Below are 18,692 nucleotides of genomic sequence, written 5' to 3'. Positions count from 1 at the left end.
AATATGCCTGCTTATGGACTTCCCGGCGTCGCGACCGACGGGCGTCGCTCGCGTCGCATCGGTGTCATCGCGGTGGCGGTGACGATCGCGCTGGTGACCGGGTGGCGCATGTCGCCCGCCCGTGACGACGGCACCCTGTCGGTCACGGTGCTCACCGACAAGGTCGGCACCGGCATCGAAATCGGTAATGACGTGCGGCTCGACGGGGTGGCCGTCGGCCGGGTCGAGGCCATCGAAGGCGTCGATCGTCGCCAGCGTCTCACCCTGACCTTGCGCCGCGACCAATTGTTCGGTCTCACCGACACATTGGGCGTGGATTACGTGCCCGGCAATCTATTCGGTGTCGCCGAGATCGCGTTGCAACGCGGCTCGGGCGGAACCTCGCTCACCAGCGGTGCGGTGATCGATCTGGCTGGTGCACGCGCCGATCGGGTTCGGGACGCGACCATTTCGACCTTGCTGCGGTCGGTCGGCACGTTCAGCACCGATGTCCTCACTCCGGATCTGATGTCGGTGCTCGACCGGATATCCAGCGGCACTTCGGCGTTCACGCCGCTGGTCGAGGCGATCGTGGCGTCCGTGCGGGCCATTTCCGACACCCAGCGACTGCCCAGCTCCTTCCTGCTCGGCCAGTACGGTTCGACGCTGGCGGGACTGCCCTCCACCACTCATGGGCTGCTCGACCTGCTGAGCAACGCCTACGACGCGGAATACCTGCGCTCACCGGAGAACCTCGCGAAATTCGACGCCAGCACCCAGATGCTCGTGACCCAGTTCATTCCGATCACCGCACAGGTCTTGGCCACGGCGGGAACGCATTTCGGTGACACCGCCAACGTGCTGGTGCCGGTGTTGTCGATGCTGGCGCACACCGTGCCCGATCCCGCTCGATCCGGCGCCGAGCTGAGCGAGCTACTGCGCAGGCTCGGCGCGGCCATGCCCGACACCCCCGACGGCCCGGTGCTGAATCTGTCCGTCGACCTGCGTGGCGTCCCGGGCTTGGCGATTCCGCTGCTGGGAGGTGCGCGATGAGTGCGCGTTCGCTGCTGCTGCGATTGGGTGCGTTCGCCGCGGCCATGATCGTCTTGTTGATCGTCGTCTTCCAAGTGATCGAACGTCCCATGGCGGGCGACAGCGACACCTATACAGCCGAATTCACCGACGCCAACGGTCTCAAGGCTGGTGACGACGTGCGGTTCTACGGTGTGCGAGTCGGCAAGGTCGGCGGAATCAGCCTGATCGGGGGTCATGCGTCCGTGCGGTTCTCGCTCGCGCGTGAACACAAGGTGTTCGACAACACCACCCTTGCCATCCGATATCAGAACCTCAGCGGGCAGCGGTATCTCGACATCCGGCAACCCGACCACCCGGGTAGCCGCAGCACACCGGGCCAGGTCATAGGCGTCGAGCACACCGTCCCGTCGTTCGACATCACGACGGTGTTCAACGGACTGGAACCCGTCTTGGCGCAGCTGACTCCAGCCGACCTGAACCAATTCGCCACCAGCATGCTGGCGGTGATCGAGGGGTCGGGCACCGGCATGGGACCGGCGCTGGACGCGATCGAGAAACTCAGCGGCTACGTGACCGACCGGCAGACCGTCATCTCGACCTTGGTCCGCAACCTCGGCGCGGTCTCCGACCACCTGGGCGGTAAATCCGGCAACGCTGTGCAACTGCTGACCCAGCTGACCGCCGTTTTCGTCAACCTCACCCAGAAGGTCGGCGGGCTGATCGAGTTCTCCCAGCGCATCCCGCCGGTCTTGGTTCCCGCCGAAAATCTGCTGGCCATCCTGGGATTCACTCCTGGCACCAACCCCGATCTGGACAACCTGTTGCGCGCGGCGTTCTCCGACCCGAACGAGACGGCCGCGACCCTCGGTCGGTTGCCGGCCGTGCTGCAACAACTGGGCGCGGCCATCCCGACCACCGTGCCGGGCTTGCAACCGGCCTGCTCGCACGGCAATGCGCAAGCGCCGCAACCACTTCAGCTGCTCATCGCCGGACAGAGGATCTCACTGTGCAAGAACTGATTCCACGCCCGAAGGGGCATTTGTCGGCCCTTCGGCGATTCGCGCCCGGGGAAGGGACGCCGCTGACCGATGCGGCCCGCCGCCGCGCCGACCGACGCTGGGGACTGGCCGGGCTGGTGGGTGCCGTCGTGTTGGCGGCCGGATTCACCCTGGCCTACAGCACCGACTTCGATGTCCGCACCCAGACGGCCTATCTCCCCGATGCCGGATCGGTACGGATCGGCGACCCCGTGCGGGTCGCGGGCGTCACCGTCGGCGCGGTGAAAGCGCTGACCGCCCAGGGCGATCGGGTGGAGATGCGGTTCACCGTCGCCAGGAACGTCTTCCTCGGCGCGCAGACCACGCTCGCCGTGCGGATGCTCACCATCGTTGGCGGACACTATGTCGCCGTCGTTCCCGCCGGGACACAATCCCTTGGCAGCCAGGCGATTCCGGTTGATCGGGTGGTACTGCCCTACAGCCTGCCCAAGGTCTTCCAGGAAGCCATCCGCCCGGTCCAGGAGATCGACGGCACCGTGCTGCGGCAGAACGTGAGCGCCCTGAATTCCGCGATCACCCAGAACCCGCAGGCCATCGGCACCGCGCTGACCGCGGTCGACAACATCGTCGACATCATGGACCGGCAGAACTCCGACGTCTCGCGCTCGCTTTCGATCGCCGACGAGTATGCGAAGGCTCTCGACGGCGGCAAACAGGTGCTCATCACCCTCATCCAGAACTTCCGGATACTCGAAACCCTGGTGCAGAACCACGCTTTCGAGGTCAATCAGGCGATGTCACTGCTGGCCCGCACCCTGCAAAGGGCCGCGCCGCTGGCTCAGGCGTGGGACACCACCCTGCGGCCGATGGCCGCGCCGCTCGCCGACGCCCTGCCGAAACTCGATGAGATCGGCGCCAAACTGGAGGCGCTGCTGGACTCGCTGCGCGGCATCGGCGCACAACTGCAGCCGCTGGCATCGGCGCAGGGCCTCACCATCGACCAATCCGCTACCACCATCACCGGCGCCGATATCTGCGTCCCCGTCCCAGGCCGGGCGTGCTGATGTTGCGGCGACTCTTCCCCTCGCGCGGATTCCTCTCCGTCGCAACCATCCTGGTGCTGGCCGCGGTGGCGATGCTCGGCTACCGGATCGCGAAGCCGACGCCGGCTCAACGCGGCTACTGCGCGATCATGCCGGACAGCATCGGGCTCTTCGAAGGCAGCGATGTCACCGTGCTGGGACTGCGCGTCGGCCGGGTAACCCATGTCGAACCGCGCAGCGACGGAGCCTTGGTGCGGTTCGAAATCCCGGAGAGCGAGCGACTTTCCGCCGACGTCGGCGCGACGACGCTGTCCGACACGCTCGTCGCCGACCGTAAACTGGCCCTCATCGGCACCGCTGCCGAGAAGGGATCGACCTGGGACCCTGGCCGGTGCATCACCCGCACCCTGACCCCGAAGAGCCTCACCGCAACCTTCAACGCCCTCGCCGGCCTCGCCGACCAGCTCAACGGCGGTCAGCACCCGGACCAGCCCGACCTGGTCAAACAGGGAATCGCCGCCCTCGACGGCTCGACCGCCGGTCGCGGGCAGCAGATGAACGACATCATCCAGAAGCTCGGCGCCGTGCTGAATTCACCCGACGCCGCGATCGGTCATCTGGGTGCGCTCCTCGACGCCCTCGCCGACCTGGCACACACTGCCGCCAACGGCTGGGGCGATGTGAAGGACATGCTGACCCGGCTCACCGCCGCCCTGCGATCCGCGAACGAGGAAGTCGTTCCGCCCATTCTGGGTGTGGTCGACGGATTGCGCGATGTGTTGCCGGAGGCCAATCAGGCGATCACGGCGCTCGGCACTCCCGGACTGCGGCGCCTCGACTCGGCCGTCGATCAGCTACCCATGCTGTTGGCGGGGATCGGCTCGCTGCGAGACCTCATCGCCATGATTCCGCCACTCGCGCAGGCATTCTCCTCGTCCGTCGACCCTGCCACAGGTCGCTCTGCGATCTCCTACGCCCCGCCCCTGGTGGAGGTTCCGAACGACTCGGCCACGGAGGTGTGCCGCGCGATCAACGCCCTCGCTCCCGGACGTTGCACCGACAGCGACGGGCCCGCGCAGGTGCCATTGACCCAGTTGGTGCTCGGATCGGTAGGTGCGCGATGAGAATCCGTAAGACCGCGATCGCGGTGGTTGCCGGTGTATTGGTCACCGGCGGATGCGGTTTCGATCCGGCGCAGGTGAAGGTACCCGGCACCCGTGTCGGAGGACCCACGTACACCCTGCACATCGAATTCCCGAACGCGTTGAACCTGCCGCCCGGCGCGAAGGTGATCGCCAACGGCGTCCTGGTCGGCAACCTGGACCACCTCGACCTTGTCGAGCCCGGAACCGATTCCCGAGCGCAGGGTTTCGTCGTGGCTACGGTGGACATCACCGATTCGGTACGGCTGCCGACCAATGTGACCGCCGAATTGCGTCAGGCGACCCCGCTCGGCGACGTCCACATCGCGCTCACAGCCCCGCCGGATGCGGCGGACGCCACGCTCACCGACGGTGCGACCGTCCCCATGAAGCAGACCGTCGTACCGCTGCAAGTGGAGGACACCCTCGCCGGGCTGGCCACCGCCATGGGTAGCGGCGCGGTCCTCGACGTGCAGAAGATCGTCCGGGAACTCAACACTGCGCTACCCGAACATCCCGAGCAGACCGCGCACATGTTCGCCGTTCTCGGATCCGATTTCACTGATGTGGCGGCGCATCTCGACGATGTCGACGCCTTCCTCGGCGGCATCGAAGCCAGTGCGCGGCAGGTCCTCGACGATGATCCGATGCTGAACAAGCTACTCGCCGACTACGGCGTCGAACATGTGACCGCGGTGGTGAACTCGGTCGTCGGCGTCCTGCTGCTCATGTCGGGGCTGGCTCCGGTCGCCACCAACGCCGCATGGTTGGCACCGGTGGTCGGGGGCCTCGACGACGCCGCGAAGGCGCTGGTGCCGCTGCTGTTCACCAACCGGCCCCTCGACCTGAACGCGCCGTCGAACCTCAACGCACTGACGGCACTGCTCCGCGACAAGATCATCCCCTTCGCCGAGCACGGGCCGAAGGTGAATATCGTCGGCGCGACCATCGGCGACAACGGTGCGTCCGCCGTCTCCGAGGACGACCAGGTTCAGCGAATCCTGCAATCCCTGCGCATGATCGGAGCGGTCCGATGAGCCCGATGCGGTGGCGACCGCGCGCCGTGAAGCCCGGGTCGGTGCTGTCGCTGACGGCTATCGCCGGGGTGCTCGTGCTCGGTATCGGCTATTTGAGTTTCGGTGTGCTGCACCTGGATCCGTTCCACGATCGGCAAACGGTGCGGATGCTGCTGGCCAACTCCGGAGGCGTTGGCACGGGTTCGCCGGTGCTGCTCAGCGGTGTCCTGGTCGGCAAGGTCGCCGAGGTGGCCACCGTCGCATCCGGGGTGGAGGTGCAACTGGATCTGCGAGCACAATGCCGGATTCCGGCCGCCAGCGAGATTCGTATCGAGGCGCTCTCCGCGCTCGGTGAGCCCTACGTGGAGTTCGACCCGCACAACCAGAACGGCCCCTACCTGGCCGACGGCCAGCTCATCGACGCCCGCACCACCGCCTTGCCGATGTCCATCCCACAGGTCGCGGTGCGCGCGGTCCAGCTCATGCACCAGTTCGACCCGCAGCCCATCGCTTCGCTGGTAAAGACGCTCGACACCGCCATCACCGGGACCCGCGGCGATATGCCCGCCATCGAGCACGCCTCGACCCTGCTGGCCGCGACCATCCTCAGCCGCACCGACCTCATCCACCGGCTGCTTACCGACATGCAGACTCTCGGCGGCGACATGGACTGGGCCGGACCGGATCTGGAGACCTCCGGGCCGCAGTGGCAGAGCTTCGGCACCTCCCTCGATCGCCTGATCGACGCCGCGGCCGGGTTGTACTCCGCCGGCAATTCGCCATCGGACTACAACACCGGTGACGGCATCGTCCCGTTCTTGCAGCGCCTCGACACCCTGCTGCGGAAGATCGGTCCGCAGCTGACCGGCCTCGCGCCCGCGCTGCGACCACTGATGGACACCACCGCCTCGGCCGGCAGTCAGGTCGACCTCGGCGCACTCATCTCGCAAGCCCTCGCGATGGTCGGCTCCGAGGGCGTCGTCCATCTGCAGATCAACCTCAAATAGACAGCAGGAGAACACGAATGAGCACTCTTACCGACGAGAAGACCGACCTGACCGCCCCAGCGAAAGAGCCGGGACCCACACCACCGCGGAAACTGGCGATCCGTCTGTCCACCATGGTCGCCGTGCTCGCGGCGACTCTCGCGGTCATCGTCATCGCGGTGCTGACCGTTTTCCTGGTATCCGCGCGCGGCGACCTTTCCGCGCGCGATGCCCGCACGTCCGACGAACAACACGCACAGGGGGTCGCTGCGGATTACGCGGTCGGCGCCTCCACCATCGACTACCGCGACACCAAGGCGTGGTACGGAAAACTGAAGGCCGACACCACAACCCAGCTGGCCGCCAAGTTCGACGCCACGTCGGCTCAACTCGACCAGATCCTCCAGCCGCTGCAGTGGACCTCCACCGCGACCCCTATCGCCACCGTCGTCACCTCCGAATCCGGCGGCATCTACAAGGTGAGCGCCTTCCTCAATGTGACCACCACCAGCGTCCAAACTCCCCAGGGCGGCCAATCCACCGTCACCTACGCCCTCACCATCGACAAGAACGCCGGGTGGAAGATCACCGAGGTCGGCGGTTTGGACAACGCGCTGCCGACGAAATGAGACCGCGACCGTGCGGAAGTCGAAGGCCCCGAATTCGGAAGCGACGAAATCCGGCGTGTGGCAGCGGCTTTCCGGCTGGGACTGTTCGTGGTCGCGAAGCTCGCGGCCAAGCACGGTATTTCGGTCCGGCTGGGCGAGTCGGACTACGGCGGTGTTCGAGCCTTGGTTCCGCCGCGGCACACATCGGCGAAACTACGGTTTGCCCGACACACCTCCCCATGAAAGGTGACGATGACCGCCGCCCACACCCTCGACTGGTTGCTCGACGACACGATCACTCGCCTACCCGGCGTCCAGACTCGGTGGTGCTGTCCACCGACGGCCTGCTCCTCGGCCGCTCAGCAGCGCTCACCCGCGACGACGCGGAACGCTTCTGTGCCATGGCTTCCGCGGTATACGGCCTCGCCCGTGGCGCCGGCTCGCATTTCCAGGCGGGCGACGTGTGCCAGACCATGATCGAACTCGACCATGCCGTCCTGTTCATCACCGCGGCGGGTCCCAACGCCTGCTGGCTCTGCTCGCCGACGAGACCGCCGACCTGGGAATGGCGGCCTACGAGGTCAACCGAGTAGTGGATCGAGTCGGAGCGCACCTGTCGGTGTCCGTGCGCCGCACCTGATCTGTTGTCCTACTTCGCTTTCGGGCTGGTCGTCGGATCGAGAATGTCCGGTGCCACATCCACCGCGACCGCCCGCAATGTCTTGGTGAGCAGTAGCAGCGCCTCGTCGCGGGACAACCTGTCCCTGCGCAACCATTCGTCGACCGCGGTCTCCGCCATCGACTGAAAGCCTCGAATCAGAGCACGTGCGGGGCGGGTAGCGCCACCGGGAAACTCGAGCAGTTCCGCCAGCCGCGCGGCCCATGCCTCGCGGCCTTCTTCGAGGAGGTCTTCGATCTCTCGATCGTTGTTGATCGGCCCGCCTTCGAAGATGGTCATGAACGTGCCGCGGTTCTCCCACACCGTGTCGAGCCATCGGTCGATCGTGTGGTGGATCCTTTCGTCCAGGGTTCCATGTTGCCGTCGTACGCGAGGTATGGGGGGAAGCCTGGCGAAGTTGCGGACTACCTCGACGTACAGCTCTCGCTTCGTGCCGAAGTGGTAGTGCAGGTTGGGGCGCCCGATCCCGGCGGCTTCCGCGATGTCCGCGGTCGATACCTCGGAGTAGGGACGTTGTGAGAAGAGGCGCTGGGCGACCTCCACGATCTGTCGGCGGCGCTCGTCGCTCGCCATTCGAACGCGGCGAGATTTGGAGTCATCGGTCGTCGGAGTCGCAGCCATCTGTCCACCTTACTCGGGCGCGATCGCCTACTGGCACGAAGGCAGTAGTGGCGCCGTCGCAGTTGCGGCGCTGAACGTAGACGAGGGGGTGGTCGTCGGCCGTCTCCGTCTCCGCAGCAAGCCGTTCTTGACGGTTATATTGACCAAATGTCAGTAAGTGGTCCATAGTGAGGTGGGAATTAGGAGTGATTACTGACTGCAAGACAGAAAGGGTTGTTGGTGTGACTGCCGAGGCATTCATCTACGACGCCATCCGCACGCCGCGCGGCCGTGGCAAGCAGGACGGTTCGCTACACGGGATCAAACCGGTTTCGCTGCTGGTCGGGCTGATCGACGGACTGCTCGAGCGTCACCCGGGCCTCGAACCCGCAGCGATCGAGGACGTCGTGCTCGGCGTTGTCAGCCCCCTCGGTGACCAGGGTGGATGCATCGCGCGGACGGCGGCGATGGCTGCCGGGCTACCGGAAACGGTCCCTGGATTTCAGCTGAACAGGTTCTGCGGTTCCGGTCTGGAAGCCGTCAACGTCGCGGCTCAGAAGGTGCGATCCGGCTTCGAAAAGCTGGTGATCGGTGGTGGCGTCGAATCGATGTCCCGAGTGCCGATGGGCTCCGACGGTGGCGCCATGATGAACGACCCGACCACGGCCTACGACACCTACTTCGTCGCGCAGGGCATCGGCGCTGATCTCATCGCCACGATGGAGGGCTTCTCGCGAGAGACGGTCGATTCCTACGCGGTGCGTTCGCAGCGGCTGGCGGCGAAGGCATGGGCCGATGGCCACTTCGGCCACTCGGTGCTCCCCGTGCTGGATCAGAACGGCGTCACCGTGCTGGATCGTGACGAGCACTTGCGTCCGGGCACCACGGTCGAAGATCTGGCCGGTCTGCGTCCGTCCTTCGCGGCCATGGGAGACATGGGATTCGACGCCGTCGCATTGCAGAAGTACCACTGGGTCGAGAAGATCGACCACGTCCACCACGGTGGCAACTCCTCGGGGATCGTCGATGGCGCGGCGCTGGTACTGATCGGAACCGAGGCGGCGGGCAGGACCTACGGGCTCGTCCCTCGGGCGCGTGTCGTGGCGGCGGCCGCCTCCGGAGCGGACAACACGATCATGCTCACGGGCCCCACTCCGGCGACGCGAAAGCTTCTGGCGCACACCGGGTTGACCGTTGACGACATCGACTTGTTCGAAATCAACGAGGCTTTCGCGGCCGTGGCGCTCAAGTATCAGAAGGACCTGGGCATTCCGGACGAGAAGCTCAACGTCAACGGCGGCGCCATCGCCATGGGGCACCCGTTGGGCGCCACTGGCGCGATGATCCTCGGAACCATGGTGGACGAGTTGGAACGCCGCCAGGCGCGTCGCGCCGTCGTCACGCTGTGCATCGGCGGCGGTATGGGCATCGCGACCCTCATCGAACGAGTGTGACTCTCCACAAGAAAAGGAAGATCGACCCCGACATGAGCGACAACACCATTCGCTGGGAGTCCGGATCCGACGGCATCGTCCTGCTGACCATGGACGATCCGGCTCAGTCCGCCAACACCATGAACGACCGCCACATCGCCAGCATGCGTACCGCCATCGACCGGCTGGTATCCGAGCGCGACTCGATCACCGGCGTGATTCTGACCTCGGCAAAGAAGACCTTCTTCGCCGGTGGCGATCTCAACGACCTGATCGCGACGCGCAAGGAGAATGCCGCCGAATTCTTCGCGGACATCGAGGCGATCAAGGCCGACCTGCGTCGTCTGGAGCTGCTCGGCAAGCCGGTGGTCGCGGCGATCAACGGCGCCGCGCTCGGTGGCGGACTGGAGATCGCCCTGGCTACGCATCACCGAATCGCGCTGTCGGGCAATCATGTTCAGATCGGCCTGCCTGAGGTTGGTCTGGGGCTGTTGCCTGGTGGCGGCGGGATCGCACGCACGGTGCGGATGCTGGGCGTGCGCAAGGCACTCACCGATGTGCTGCTGCAAGGGCCGCGGATGAGCCCGGCGCGGGCGTTGCAGGTGGGCCTGGTCGACGAACTGGTCGAGAGCCCGCAAGAGCTGCTCGCGGCCGCCCGCGAATGGATTCTCGGCAACCCCGCCCCCGCGCAGCCCTGGGACGTGCAGGCATATCGGATCCCGGGTGGCACGCCTGCCGAGGCGAGCTTCGCCGCGACCCTCCCGCTGGTGACGGCCGGCCTTCGCAAACAGCTCAAAGGCGCGAATCTGCCTGCGCCGCGCGCCATCCTGGCCGCCGCGGTCGAGGGCAGTCAGGTCGGATTCGATATCGCGTCGACCATCGAGTCGCGCTACCTCACCGAGTTGGCCACCGGTCAGGTCGCGAAGAACATGATCCAGGCGTTCTTCTTCGACATGCAGCACATCAAATCCGGTGGCTCCCGTCCCGAAGGCTATCCCGAGCATTCGTTCACGAAGGTCGCGGTCCTCGGTGCGGGCATGATGGGCGCCGGTATCGCGTATGTCTGCGCGCGAGCGGGCATCGAGGTGGTGTTGAAGGACACGAGTCTGGATGCGGCGAACCGCGGCAAGAACTACTCGGTCGAACTGGTCGAGAAGGCAGTCAGCCGTGGACAGATCAGCCGGGAGCGCGGCGAGGAGTTGCTGGGCCGGATCCATCCGACCGACGCGTATGCGGACGCGGCCGGTGCGGATCTGGTGATCGAGGCGGTCTTCGAAGACCCGGCGATCAAGGGCAGAGTGTTCGGCGAGATCGAACCCGTGGTCGCGCGGAACGCGGTCCTGGGCTCGAACACGTCAACCCTGCCGATCACCGGATTGGCCGAAAGTGTCTCGCGGCCCGAGGATTTCATCGGTATGCACTTCTTCTCGCCGGTCGACAAGATGGCGCTGCTGGAGATCGTGGTCGGCGCGAAGACCAGTGACGCGACCCTGGCGAAGGCGATCGATCTCGCGCACGCGATCGGCAAGACCCCCATCGTGGTCAACGACCGGCGCGGGTTCTTCACCAGCAGGGTGATCATGCAGTTCGCCGCGGAGGCGCTCACCATGCTCGGGGAGGGTTTGGATCCGGCGTCCATCGAGCAGGCTGGGGCCCAGGCCGGGTACCCGGCCCCGCCGCTTCAGCTGCAGGACGAGCTGACCCTCACCCTGGCCCGCAAGGCCAGGGAGGAGACCAAAGCGGCCGTGCTCGCCGCGGGTGGCGAGTGGTCCGAGAGCGGCTCGGAGTCCGTCGTGGATCGCATGATCGACGAGTTCGGCCGCGGTGGACGTTCGAGCGGAGCCGGTTTCTACGACTACGTGGACGGCAAACGCGCCGGACTATGGGTCGGCCTGAACGAGCACTTCCGCAAGCCCGGGTACGAGATTCCGTTCGAGGACATGAAGGAGCGCATGCTCTTCATCGAAGCCCTCGAAACCGTGAAATGCTTCGACGAGGGCGTGCTCCGTTCGGTCGCCGACGCCAATATCGGCTCGATCCTGGGCATCGGATACCCCTCCTGGACCGGCGGTGTCGTTCAGTACATCAACGGATACGAGGGCGGCGTCGCCGGATTCGTAGCCCGAGCCGAAGAACTGGCCGCGAAGTACGGCCCACGGTTCGAGCCGCCGGCGAGTCTGATCGCGACGGCCGAGGCCGGGCGGTGGCCCGAAGCCGAGGAATCGGTTGCCGCACAGGTGGCCCGATGAGATCGGCCGTCATCGTCGACATCGTCCGTACGGCGTCGGGCCGGGGTAAGCCCGCAGGTGCTGTCGGGCCTGCATCCGGTCCGGCTTTTGGCCGACACGTTGCAAGCCTTGCTGGCCCGCACCGACATCGACCCGGCCCAGATCGACGATGTGATCGCCGGCTGTGTGCAGCAGGTGGGCGAGCAGACCAACAACATCGCTCGCAGCGCCGTACTCGCGGCGGCTGGCCGGACTCGGTTCCGGGCACCACGATCGACCGGCAATGTGGTTCCAGCCAGCAGGCCGCCCATTTCGCCGCGCGGGGTGTTATGGCGGGCGCCTGCGACATCGTGGTGGCTTGCGGAGTCGAATCGATGAGCCGACTGCCGATGGGCACGGCCGCGCTCGGGCAGAACCCGATCGAGCCGCTGTCGAAACGTTTTCGCGAAGGCCTCGTCAATCAGGGCGTCGCGGCCGAGTTGATCGCCGCCCGATGGAAGCTCGACCGGGAGACCCTCGACGAGTATTCGGCGCGGTCGCACCAGCGCGCGGCGGCGGTCACTGCGGCACGGGGGTTCGAGAACGAGGTCGTGGCGATCACCGTCGACGGACGGGTACACAGCAGCGACGAGACGCTCCGCGCGAACACCACCGCAGAAGGTCTGTCCAGACTGAAACGGTCGTTCACCGACGACGCACTCGCCGCGCGGTTCCCCGACATCGCATGGAGTATTACCGCGGGCAACTCATCGCCGCTAACCGACGGCGCGTCGGGCGTGCGCCTGCTGGCCACCCTGGTGAACCACCTCGAGGCCACCGGGCAGCGATACGGGCTGCAAACGATGTGTGAAGGCGGCGGCCTCGCCACCGCGATGATCATCGAGAGGATCTGATGCTCATGACAATCCGTGTTCATCGGCTCGGGGAGGCGACGTGAGCGGACTCAATCCCTCCGCTGCCGCTCGGGATCCGATCCCGGTGCTGGGGATCGCGGCGACGCCACTCGTCACCGAAAGCGACGCCGTTCTCGATGAACTGGTCTTCGAGGCTGTATCGAATGCGTTGCGGGAAGCGGGAATTCGCAAACACGAGCTCGGCCTCTCGGTGACCGCGTCGCTGGACGTCTACGACGGTCGCAGCATTTCCAGTGGTTTGACCAATGCCGCGAGCGGCGGCTATCTGGCGCAGTCGTACCGCATCGAGGGTGACGCCGGACAGGCGATCGTCGCCGCCGCGCAGAGCATCGCCGCGGGCGATGCCGACCTGGCTCTGGCAGTCGGCGTGTACAACCCCGAGGTATCGGCGCCGGATCGTCGGCAGTTTCTCCAGCAGATTTCCAATCTCGGTTTCGAGCCACACTTCGACCGGCCGATCGGTTTGACTGCGGAAACGATGTTCGGCCTGCACGCCGGCTACCTGCTCGACTCCGGGCGGATCACCGAGGAGCAGCTCGCCGCGATCGCCGCGGCGGCGATCACCCGAGGCGCCGGACGCGCCCGGACGGTCCGTCCGTCGCCGGTCTGCGGCGCTGAAGTCCTGGCTTCCGCGCCGGTCAACGGCGTGCTGCGCGAACTCATGCTGCCGGCCGAATGTACCGGCGCTATCGCGGTGGTGCTGGGATCGCTGGGCAGGGCGCGACGGGCCCGGCACCCGCGTGCCGTACTCACCGGTTGGGGACAGGCGACCGGCGACACCACAGCCGGCGGCCAATGGCTCGAAGATCCGGCGGCGACCACGCGTCGCGCCGGGCAGGAAGCCTACGACCGGGCAGGGTTGACGGCTCCCGGTGATCAAGTTCAGGCGGTGGAGCTCACTGCGGCGACCCCCGCCCTGCTCACGCCGATCGTCAACGCGCTCGGCATGAGTAAGACCGGTGTCGAGTTGTCCCCCTCCGGTGGGGCATTCAGCGCCTACCCCGGCGTGGCCAATGGCGCACTCCGTTTGCTGGAAGCGGTGTCGTGGCTGGAAGAACACGGCGGGCGCGTCGTCTCGCACTCCACCGACCTGCTGACCGGACCGGTCGCGGACACCGCGACAGTCCTTGTCCTGGAAGAGGTTCGATGAGCACGCGGGCCGTGATCGCGGGGGTGGGCATCACCCGTGCCACCTCACCGCGCAAGCAGGAAAGCTCATCGCTCGAGCTGGTGCAGGAAGCGGTATGGGCCGCTCTCGATCACGCGGGGGCCGCGCCGAATTCACTGGACGGCATAGTGATCGGCAATATCGACGGCTTCGAGGGCACCGTGCTCGGCGCCAAACATCTCGTGCGCAGACTCGGTCTCGGCGCCGACTTGCCGGTGTCGATCATCAACACCGGCGGCACCACGGGCGGCAACCTGATGCAGCTTGCCGCACGGCAGGTGCGGTCCGGTGACCGCCGCCGCGTGCTCTGTGTCGGCGGTCCCACCTTCTACGGCGCCGAGGATCTGCAGTCGGCCATCAACACCAATTCGCCGATGATCGTCGAACAGCCGCTCGGCATGGGCGCCTATCACATGGGAGCGTTCTATCCGAGCGCGTACCAGCAGCGCTTCGGCGCGACCGTCGAGGATTTCGCGGTGAGCGTGGTGCAGGCGCACGAGCACGCGTCACGTAATCCCTACGCGCACTTGCGCAATCTCCTCAGTGTCGAGGATGTGGTGGCGGCGAAACCGCTGTCCTACCCGATGACGATGGCGATGGTCTGCCCGGTGTCCACCTCGGCCAACGCTCTGCTCGTCACCTCCGAGCGGAACGCTGCCGAGCTGCGTCCGACACCGATCGTCATCCGCGCGATGGCCACGTCCAGCGACCCGTATCTCGGTGGCGGGAAGAACGATTTCGCCGCCATGGAAAACCTTTCGATCCTGGCCCGGAAGGTCTATCGGATCGCCGATATTCGAAACCCTCGCGAGGAGATCGACGTCGTCGAACTGTTCTCGCCGTACGCGCCCATGCAGCCGATGCAGCTGGAGGCCCTCGGGTTCGCCCCGCCGGGCGGTGGAATCGACCTGATTCGCTCCGGCGCAACGGGATGCGACGGTGACCTGCCGACGAACCTGTCCGGCGGCCCACTGTGCACCAATGCCGGAGTCGCCGGTGAGCTGGCCCCGTACGTGTACGTCGCCCTGCAACTGATGGGTGACGCGCCGGGGGAGATGCAGGTGGCCGGCGCCCGGCGCGGTCTCGCGCACGGCACCGGCGGCACCTTCTTCCAGTTCGAGAACCTCGCCATCCTCGAAAGACAGGAGCGCCCGTGAACATCACGACGCAGCGGGTCCACTGGGACCTGAACTACGACATTCATCTGGGTGCGACCTGGGGCCGTTTCATGGCGGGCCTCATCGAGCAGAAAATCCTGGCCAACCGGTGTCCGGACTGCTCGCGGGTATTCGTTCCACCGCAGGCATACTGCGAGTCCTGTTTCGTTCGCACCGACGAGTGGCTCGAGCTGCCGGCCGAAGGGATCGTCGAAGCATTCACAGTGGCCTGGCAGAGCTTTCGCGGCGGCCCCACCCCGCCGTACGCCATCGCGGCCATCCGGCTCGAGGGCGCGAGCACGATGCTCATGCATTACGTGCGGGGGGTCGATCTCTCCGACCCGAATACCGTTCGCGGACAACTACCTCCCGGTACGCGGGTGCGGGCCGTATGGGCGGGGCACCGCACCGGCCAGATCCTCGACATCTCGCATTTCACGCCGATCTGAACAGCTTCTGAAAAGAGGACTCGTGAGCATCGAGAGCGCTCTCGACGCGCAGGAACTCGCAGCCTATGTACGCGAATTTCTACGCGAGCACGACCCTGCCACCACCGACCGGCAGGAATTCCTTCGAGCCCGTTTCGACGCCGGGCTCGCCTGGGTGCACTATCCGCAAGGCGTCGGCGGGCTCGGTCTGGATCCGGCGTTGCAATCCGTTGTAAACGTTCTCCTCGCGGACGCCGGTGCGCCGGACAACCGGCCGGAGCTGAACTTCATCGGTCTCAATATGGCCGCGCCGACCCTGCTGCGCTTCGGAACGCCGGAGCAGCAACAACGTTGGCTTCGCCCGCTGTGGACCGGTGAAGACCTCTGGTGCCAGCTGTTCAGCGAGCCCGGCGCGGGCTCCGACCTGGCCAATGTGGCGACGGGCGCGGTCCGTGACGGTGATGGCTGGGTCGTCAACGGACAGAAGGTCTGGACCTCGCTCGCGCACCAGGCGGACTGGGCGATTCTGCTGGTGCGCACCGACGTCGCACAGCCGAAGCATCGGGGACTGTCCTATTTCGTCTGCGATATGCACGCCCCCGGCGTCGATGTCCGGCCGTTGCGGCAGATCACCGGCGAAAGCGAGTTCAACGAGGTCTATCTCGACAACGTTCGCATCGCCGGCGGTCAGTTGCTCGGTGAGATCGGCCAGGGCTGGACGGTCGCCGGTCACACCCTGGCGAACGAGCGGGTCGCGATCGGCGCGGGCACGATTCCGCGCGAGAGCGGCACCATCGGCACGCTGGTGCAGACCTGGCGCGACCGACCCGAACTCCGGCGGGCGGGCCTCCACGACCAGGTCGTGCGGTTCTGGGTCGAGTCCGAAGCGGCTCGGCTCACCGCGGAGCGCCTACGTCAGCAACAGGCGGCCGGGCTGCCGGGTCCCGAGGGATCCGGGGCGAAACTCAGCCACGCGCGATTGAACCAGCAGATCTCCTCGTTCGAGCTGGAACTCCTTGGTGCGGAGGGGCTTCGGTACTCCGACTACACCGCGCGGCGACCCGTCATCGTCGCCGACTGGGCCGAGGAGTCGCCCGGGTGGCGGTTCCTGCGCGCCAAGGGCAACTCGATCGAGGGCGGCACCTCAGACATCATGCGCAACATCATCGCCGAGCGAGTGCTCGGACTGCCTGCCGAGGCCCGGGCGGACAAGGACATTCCCTGGAAGGACCTGCCCCGATGACCGACATCACGACCCCGGCGACCGGTGACCTGCTCTATTCGGAGGTCGAGGAGGATTTGCGGGCTAGCGTGCGGGCGCTGCTCGGCAAGCGCAGCCCCTGGGATGCGGTGCTCGCCCGAACCGAAAGCGACACGACGACCGATCTGGAGCTCTGGAGCGCGCTGGCGATCGACATCGGTTGTGCCGCATTGGCTGTGCCGGAGACCGCCGGTGGCGCGGGAGCGAGTTGGCGTGAGGCGGCGATCGTGGCAGAGGAACTCGGGCGGACAGTTGCCGCCGTTCCCTTTCTCGGGTCCGCCGGTATATCGGTGGCTCTGCTGCTCGAGCTCGGCCGGACCGATCTACTCGGTGCGGTGGCGGGCGGAGCGACCACGGCGGCGGTGGCACTCCCGTTCAGCACCGCCGCGGGTGACTCCTTCGACGCGGTACAGGTCCGGGGCGGAAGGCTTTACGGCACAGTGGCTTCGGTCGCCGATGCGGCGGCAGCCGATATCCTTCTGGTCCCCGCGGGCGATGCCGTCTACCGGGTCGCGGCCGCCGCGGCCGGACTGCGTCGCACCGAGGTGGTGGCGCTCGATATGACTCGCCCCCTGGTGGACCTCGTCTTCGACGGTGTCGAGGCCGAACCCCTCGCGTCAGGCGAGCACATCCCCGCGGCAGTCGGCGCGGCACTGCGGATCGGTGCCGTACTGCTGGCCTCGGAGCAATTGGGACTGGCCGAGCGCTGCTTCGAAATGGCCATCGAGTATCTGCGGATCCGCCGGCAGTTCGGCCGTGTGATCGGCTCCTACCAGGCGATCAAGCATCGGCTGGCGGAGCTGTGGGTGCTGTTGACCCAAGCGCGGGCGGTAGCGCGGTACGCGGCGGAATGCGCTGCGACCCATTCACCGGACCTGCCCGTCGCGGCAGCACTGGCCAAGGCGCACTGTTCTACCGTTTCTCAGCAGATCGCCGAGGAATGTGTGCAGTTCCACGGCGGAATCGGGTTCACCTGGGAGCATCCGGCCCATCTCTATCTCAAACGTGCCAAGAGCAGCGCGATCGCGCTGGGCACACCCGAGCGCCATCGTGCGGCTCTCGCCGAACTGGTGGACATCGCATTGCCCGATGCCGAGGCACGCTGATGAGCGCGGGCAAGCTGGCTGGGCGCACGGCCGTCGTCACCGGGGGCAACAGCGGTATCGGGCACGCTCTGGCGGTGGGGCTGGCTCGCGCGGGCGCCGATATCGCGGTGTGGGCGCGCAATGCCGACCGGAGTGCGTCGGTGGTCGAGGAAGTTCAGGCACTCGGTGTGAAAGCGATTGCGGTGCAGTGCGATATCGCGGATGAACGGTCCGTGGATGCCGCGATGGGCCGCACTGTCTCAGAGCTGGGGCCGCTCGACTGCTTCGTGGCGAACGCGGGTATCGCCGAGGCTGCACCGATCACCGAGATGTCGCTCGACACCTGGCATCGGGTGTTGCGCACCAATCTCGACGGAGGCTTCCTGTGCGGCCGTGCCGCCGCGCGCCGGTTCGTTGCCCAGGGGGGCGGCGGCTCGATCATCGTCGTCTCATCGACGATCAGTCGCTATGGGGGAGCAGGGCAGGCCGCCTACGCGACCAGTAAGACCGGTCTCATCGGGCTCGCCCGCACGATGGCGGTGGAACTGGCTCGCCACCGGGTTCGGTGCAATATCTTGATTCCGGGCTGGACCCGAACCGCGATGAACACTGATTTGCAGGCGGACGAACGGTTCATGCGGGCGACCATGGCGCGCACACCGGCACGCCGTTGGGCCGATCCGGAGGAGTTCTATGAGGTCGCGGCCTTTCTCGCGGACCCGGCGCTGACCTTCCACACCGGCAACGAGGTCGTTGTCGACGGCGGCTACACGATCTTCTGAGTGCGCGAGCTTGGCTGACATGAAGTCAATATATGGCTGGCACAGCCCAGTTCGTCTTGCTCATATGCCTCTTCCTTCGAATCAAATGAGTCAGTCCGCTGCACTCTTGACTAAATGTCAGTAGTGGTTCAGGATGATTTCAATCTCGGA

General features: G+C 66.3%; 17 protein-coding genes and 1 pseudogene. 17 read left to right on the top strand and 1 reads right to left on the bottom strand.

Annotation, left to right across the window (positions count from 1 at the left end; translation table 11 throughout):
* Positions 1–3: 3 nt before the first annotated feature.
* The 8 genes from AC5592_RS15355 (at position 4) to AC5592_RS15320 (ending at position 7,400) form a co-directional block, all read left to right on the top strand.
* A complete protein-coding gene (locus AC5592_RS15355) occupies positions 4–1,032 on the top strand; it encodes an MlaD family protein (RefSeq protein WP_063064587.1) in 1,029 nt (342 codons plus the stop codon).
* Positions 1,029–2,033, top strand: coding sequence for an MlaD family protein (locus AC5592_RS15350; protein WP_063064586.1), 1,005 nt, complete (start codon positions 1,029–1,031; stop codon positions 2,031–2,033). Before AC5592_RS15355 ends, AC5592_RS15350 begins: the two co-directional genes overlap by 4 nt.
* Complete coding sequence (locus AC5592_RS15345; protein WP_157121885.1) at positions 2,021–3,076, top strand: MlaD family protein; 1,056 nt, start codon at positions 2,021–2,023, stop codon at positions 3,074–3,076. The genes AC5592_RS15350 and AC5592_RS15345 overlap by 13 nt, the downstream gene beginning before the upstream one ends.
* Positions 3,076–4,179, top strand: a complete 1,104-nt coding sequence (locus AC5592_RS15340; RefSeq protein ID WP_063920322.1) for an MlaD family protein — start codon at positions 3,076–3,078, stop codon at positions 4,177–4,179. The genes AC5592_RS15345 and AC5592_RS15340 overlap by 1 nt, the downstream gene beginning before the upstream one ends.
* On the top strand, positions 4,176–5,234 hold the full coding sequence (locus AC5592_RS15335; RefSeq protein ID WP_063064583.1) for an MlaD family protein: 1,059 nt from the start codon (positions 4,176–4,178) through the stop codon (positions 5,232–5,234). The genes AC5592_RS15340 and AC5592_RS15335 overlap by 4 nt, the downstream gene beginning before the upstream one ends.
* On the top strand, positions 5,231–6,220 hold the full coding sequence (locus AC5592_RS15330) for an MlaD family protein (protein WP_198163841.1): 990 nt from the start codon (positions 5,231–5,233) through the stop codon (positions 6,218–6,220). Before AC5592_RS15335 ends, AC5592_RS15330 begins: the two co-directional genes overlap by 4 nt.
* Before the next feature lie 17 nt (positions 6,221–6,237).
* Positions 6,238–6,828: a hypothetical protein gene (locus AC5592_RS15325; protein WP_063920316.1), complete on the top strand. Its 591-nt coding sequence runs from the start codon at positions 6,238–6,240 to the stop codon at positions 6,826–6,828.
* A gap of 302 nt (positions 6,829–7,130) precedes the next feature.
* Positions 7,131–7,400, top strand: a complete 270-nt coding sequence (locus AC5592_RS15320; RefSeq protein WP_371507220.1) for a roadblock/LC7 domain-containing protein — start codon at positions 7,131–7,133, stop codon at positions 7,398–7,400.
* A 56-nt stretch (positions 7,401–7,456) separates the two neighbouring features.
* Here the strand turns inward: AC5592_RS15320 and AC5592_RS15315 are convergent, their stop codons facing one another.
* Positions 7,457–8,107, bottom strand: a complete 651-nt coding sequence (locus AC5592_RS15315; RefSeq protein WP_063920315.1) for a TetR/AcrR family transcriptional regulator — start codon at positions 8,105–8,107, stop codon at positions 7,457–7,459.
* 221 nt (positions 8,108–8,328) lie between these two features.
* Between AC5592_RS15315 and AC5592_RS15310 the strand changes: the two genes are divergently transcribed.
* The 9 genes and pseudogenes from AC5592_RS15310 (at position 8,329) to AC5592_RS15270 (ending at position 18,542) form a co-directional block, all read left to right on the top strand.
* Complete coding sequence (locus AC5592_RS15310) at positions 8,329–9,540, top strand: acetyl-CoA C-acetyltransferase (protein WP_063064579.1); 1,212 nt, start codon at positions 8,329–8,331, stop codon at positions 9,538–9,540.
* 32 nt (positions 9,541–9,572) lie between these two features.
* Positions 9,573–11,768, top strand: coding sequence for a 3-hydroxyacyl-CoA dehydrogenase NAD-binding domain-containing protein (locus AC5592_RS15305; protein ID WP_063064654.1), 2,196 nt, complete (start codon positions 9,573–9,575; stop codon positions 11,766–11,768).
* Positions 11,765–12,640, top strand: a pseudogene (locus AC5592_RS15300) (thiolase family protein). Before AC5592_RS15305 ends, AC5592_RS15300 begins: the two are co-directional and overlap by 4 nt.
* Positions 12,641–12,680: 40 nt before the next feature.
* Complete coding sequence (locus AC5592_RS15295; protein WP_063064578.1) at positions 12,681–13,811, top strand: beta-ketoacyl-[acyl-carrier-protein] synthase family protein; 1,131 nt, start codon at positions 12,681–12,683, stop codon at positions 13,809–13,811.
* Positions 13,808–14,986, top strand: coding sequence for a thiolase family protein (locus AC5592_RS15290; protein ID WP_063064577.1), 1,179 nt, complete (start codon positions 13,808–13,810; stop codon positions 14,984–14,986). Before AC5592_RS15295 ends, AC5592_RS15290 begins: the two co-directional genes overlap by 4 nt.
* A complete protein-coding gene (locus AC5592_RS15285) occupies positions 14,983–15,435 on the top strand; it encodes a Zn-ribbon domain-containing OB-fold protein (RefSeq protein ID WP_063064576.1) in 453 nt (150 codons plus the stop codon). Before AC5592_RS15290 ends, AC5592_RS15285 begins: the two co-directional genes overlap by 4 nt.
* A gap of 28 nt (positions 15,436–15,463) precedes the next feature.
* The gene (locus tag AC5592_RS15280) at positions 15,464–16,657 is read left to right on the top strand and encodes an acyl-CoA dehydrogenase family protein (protein ID WP_063064653.1); all 1,194 of its coding nucleotides are present in this window, start codon (positions 15,464–15,466) and stop codon (positions 16,655–16,657) included.
* On the top strand, positions 16,654–17,781 hold the full coding sequence (locus AC5592_RS15275) for an acyl-CoA dehydrogenase family protein (protein WP_063064575.1): 1,128 nt from the start codon (positions 16,654–16,656) through the stop codon (positions 17,779–17,781). Before AC5592_RS15280 ends, AC5592_RS15275 begins: the two co-directional genes overlap by 4 nt.
* Positions 17,781–18,542, top strand: a complete 762-nt coding sequence (locus AC5592_RS15270) for an SDR family NAD(P)-dependent oxidoreductase (protein ID WP_063064574.1) — start codon at positions 17,781–17,783, stop codon at positions 18,540–18,542. Before AC5592_RS15275 ends, AC5592_RS15270 begins: the two co-directional genes overlap by 1 nt.
* The last annotated feature ends 150 nt before the right edge of the window (positions 18,543–18,692 follow it).

Source organism: Nocardia violaceofusca NBRC 14427 (genome assembly GCF_963869435.1).
In the GTDB taxonomy this organism is placed as follows: domain Bacteria; phylum Actinomycetota; class Actinomycetes; order Mycobacteriales; family Mycobacteriaceae; genus Nocardia; species Nocardia aobensis.
This window is presented reverse-complemented; position numbering and strand designations above follow the sequence as displayed.

Coding starts and splice junctions, on each gene's coding strand:
- AC5592_RS15305 (WP_063064654.1), top strand. CDS start 9,573: ATGAGCGACAACACCATTCGCTGGGAGTCCGGATCCGACGGCATCGTC.
- AC5592_RS15340 (WP_063920322.1), top strand. CDS start 3,076: ATGTTGCGGCGACTCTTCCCCTCGCGCGGATTCCTCTCCGTCGCAACC.
- AC5592_RS15290 (WP_063064577.1), top strand. CDS start 13,808: ATGAGCACGCGGGCCGTGATCGCGGGGGTGGGCATCACCCGTGCCACC.
- AC5592_RS15275 (WP_063064575.1), top strand. CDS start 16,654: ATGACCGACATCACGACCCCGGCGACCGGTGACCTGCTCTATTCGGAG.
- AC5592_RS15315 (WP_063920315.1), bottom strand. CDS start 8,107: ATGGCTGCGACTCCGACGACCGATGACTCCAAATCTCGCCGCGTTCGA.
- AC5592_RS15350 (WP_063064586.1), top strand. CDS start 1,029: ATGAGTGCGCGTTCGCTGCTGCTGCGATTGGGTGCGTTCGCCGCGGCC.
- AC5592_RS15335 (WP_063064583.1), top strand. CDS start 4,176: ATGAGAATCCGTAAGACCGCGATCGCGGTGGTTGCCGGTGTATTGGTC.
- AC5592_RS15330 (WP_198163841.1), top strand. CDS start 5,231: ATGAGCCCGATGCGGTGGCGACCGCGCGCCGTGAAGCCCGGGTCGGTG.
- AC5592_RS15270 (WP_063064574.1), top strand. CDS start 17,781: ATGAGCGCGGGCAAGCTGGCTGGGCGCACGGCCGTCGTCACCGGGGGC.
- AC5592_RS15355 (WP_063064587.1), top strand. CDS start 4: ATGCCTGCTTATGGACTTCCCGGCGTCGCGACCGACGGGCGTCGCTCG.
- AC5592_RS15325 (WP_063920316.1), top strand. CDS start 6,238: ATGAGCACTCTTACCGACGAGAAGACCGACCTGACCGCCCCAGCGAAA.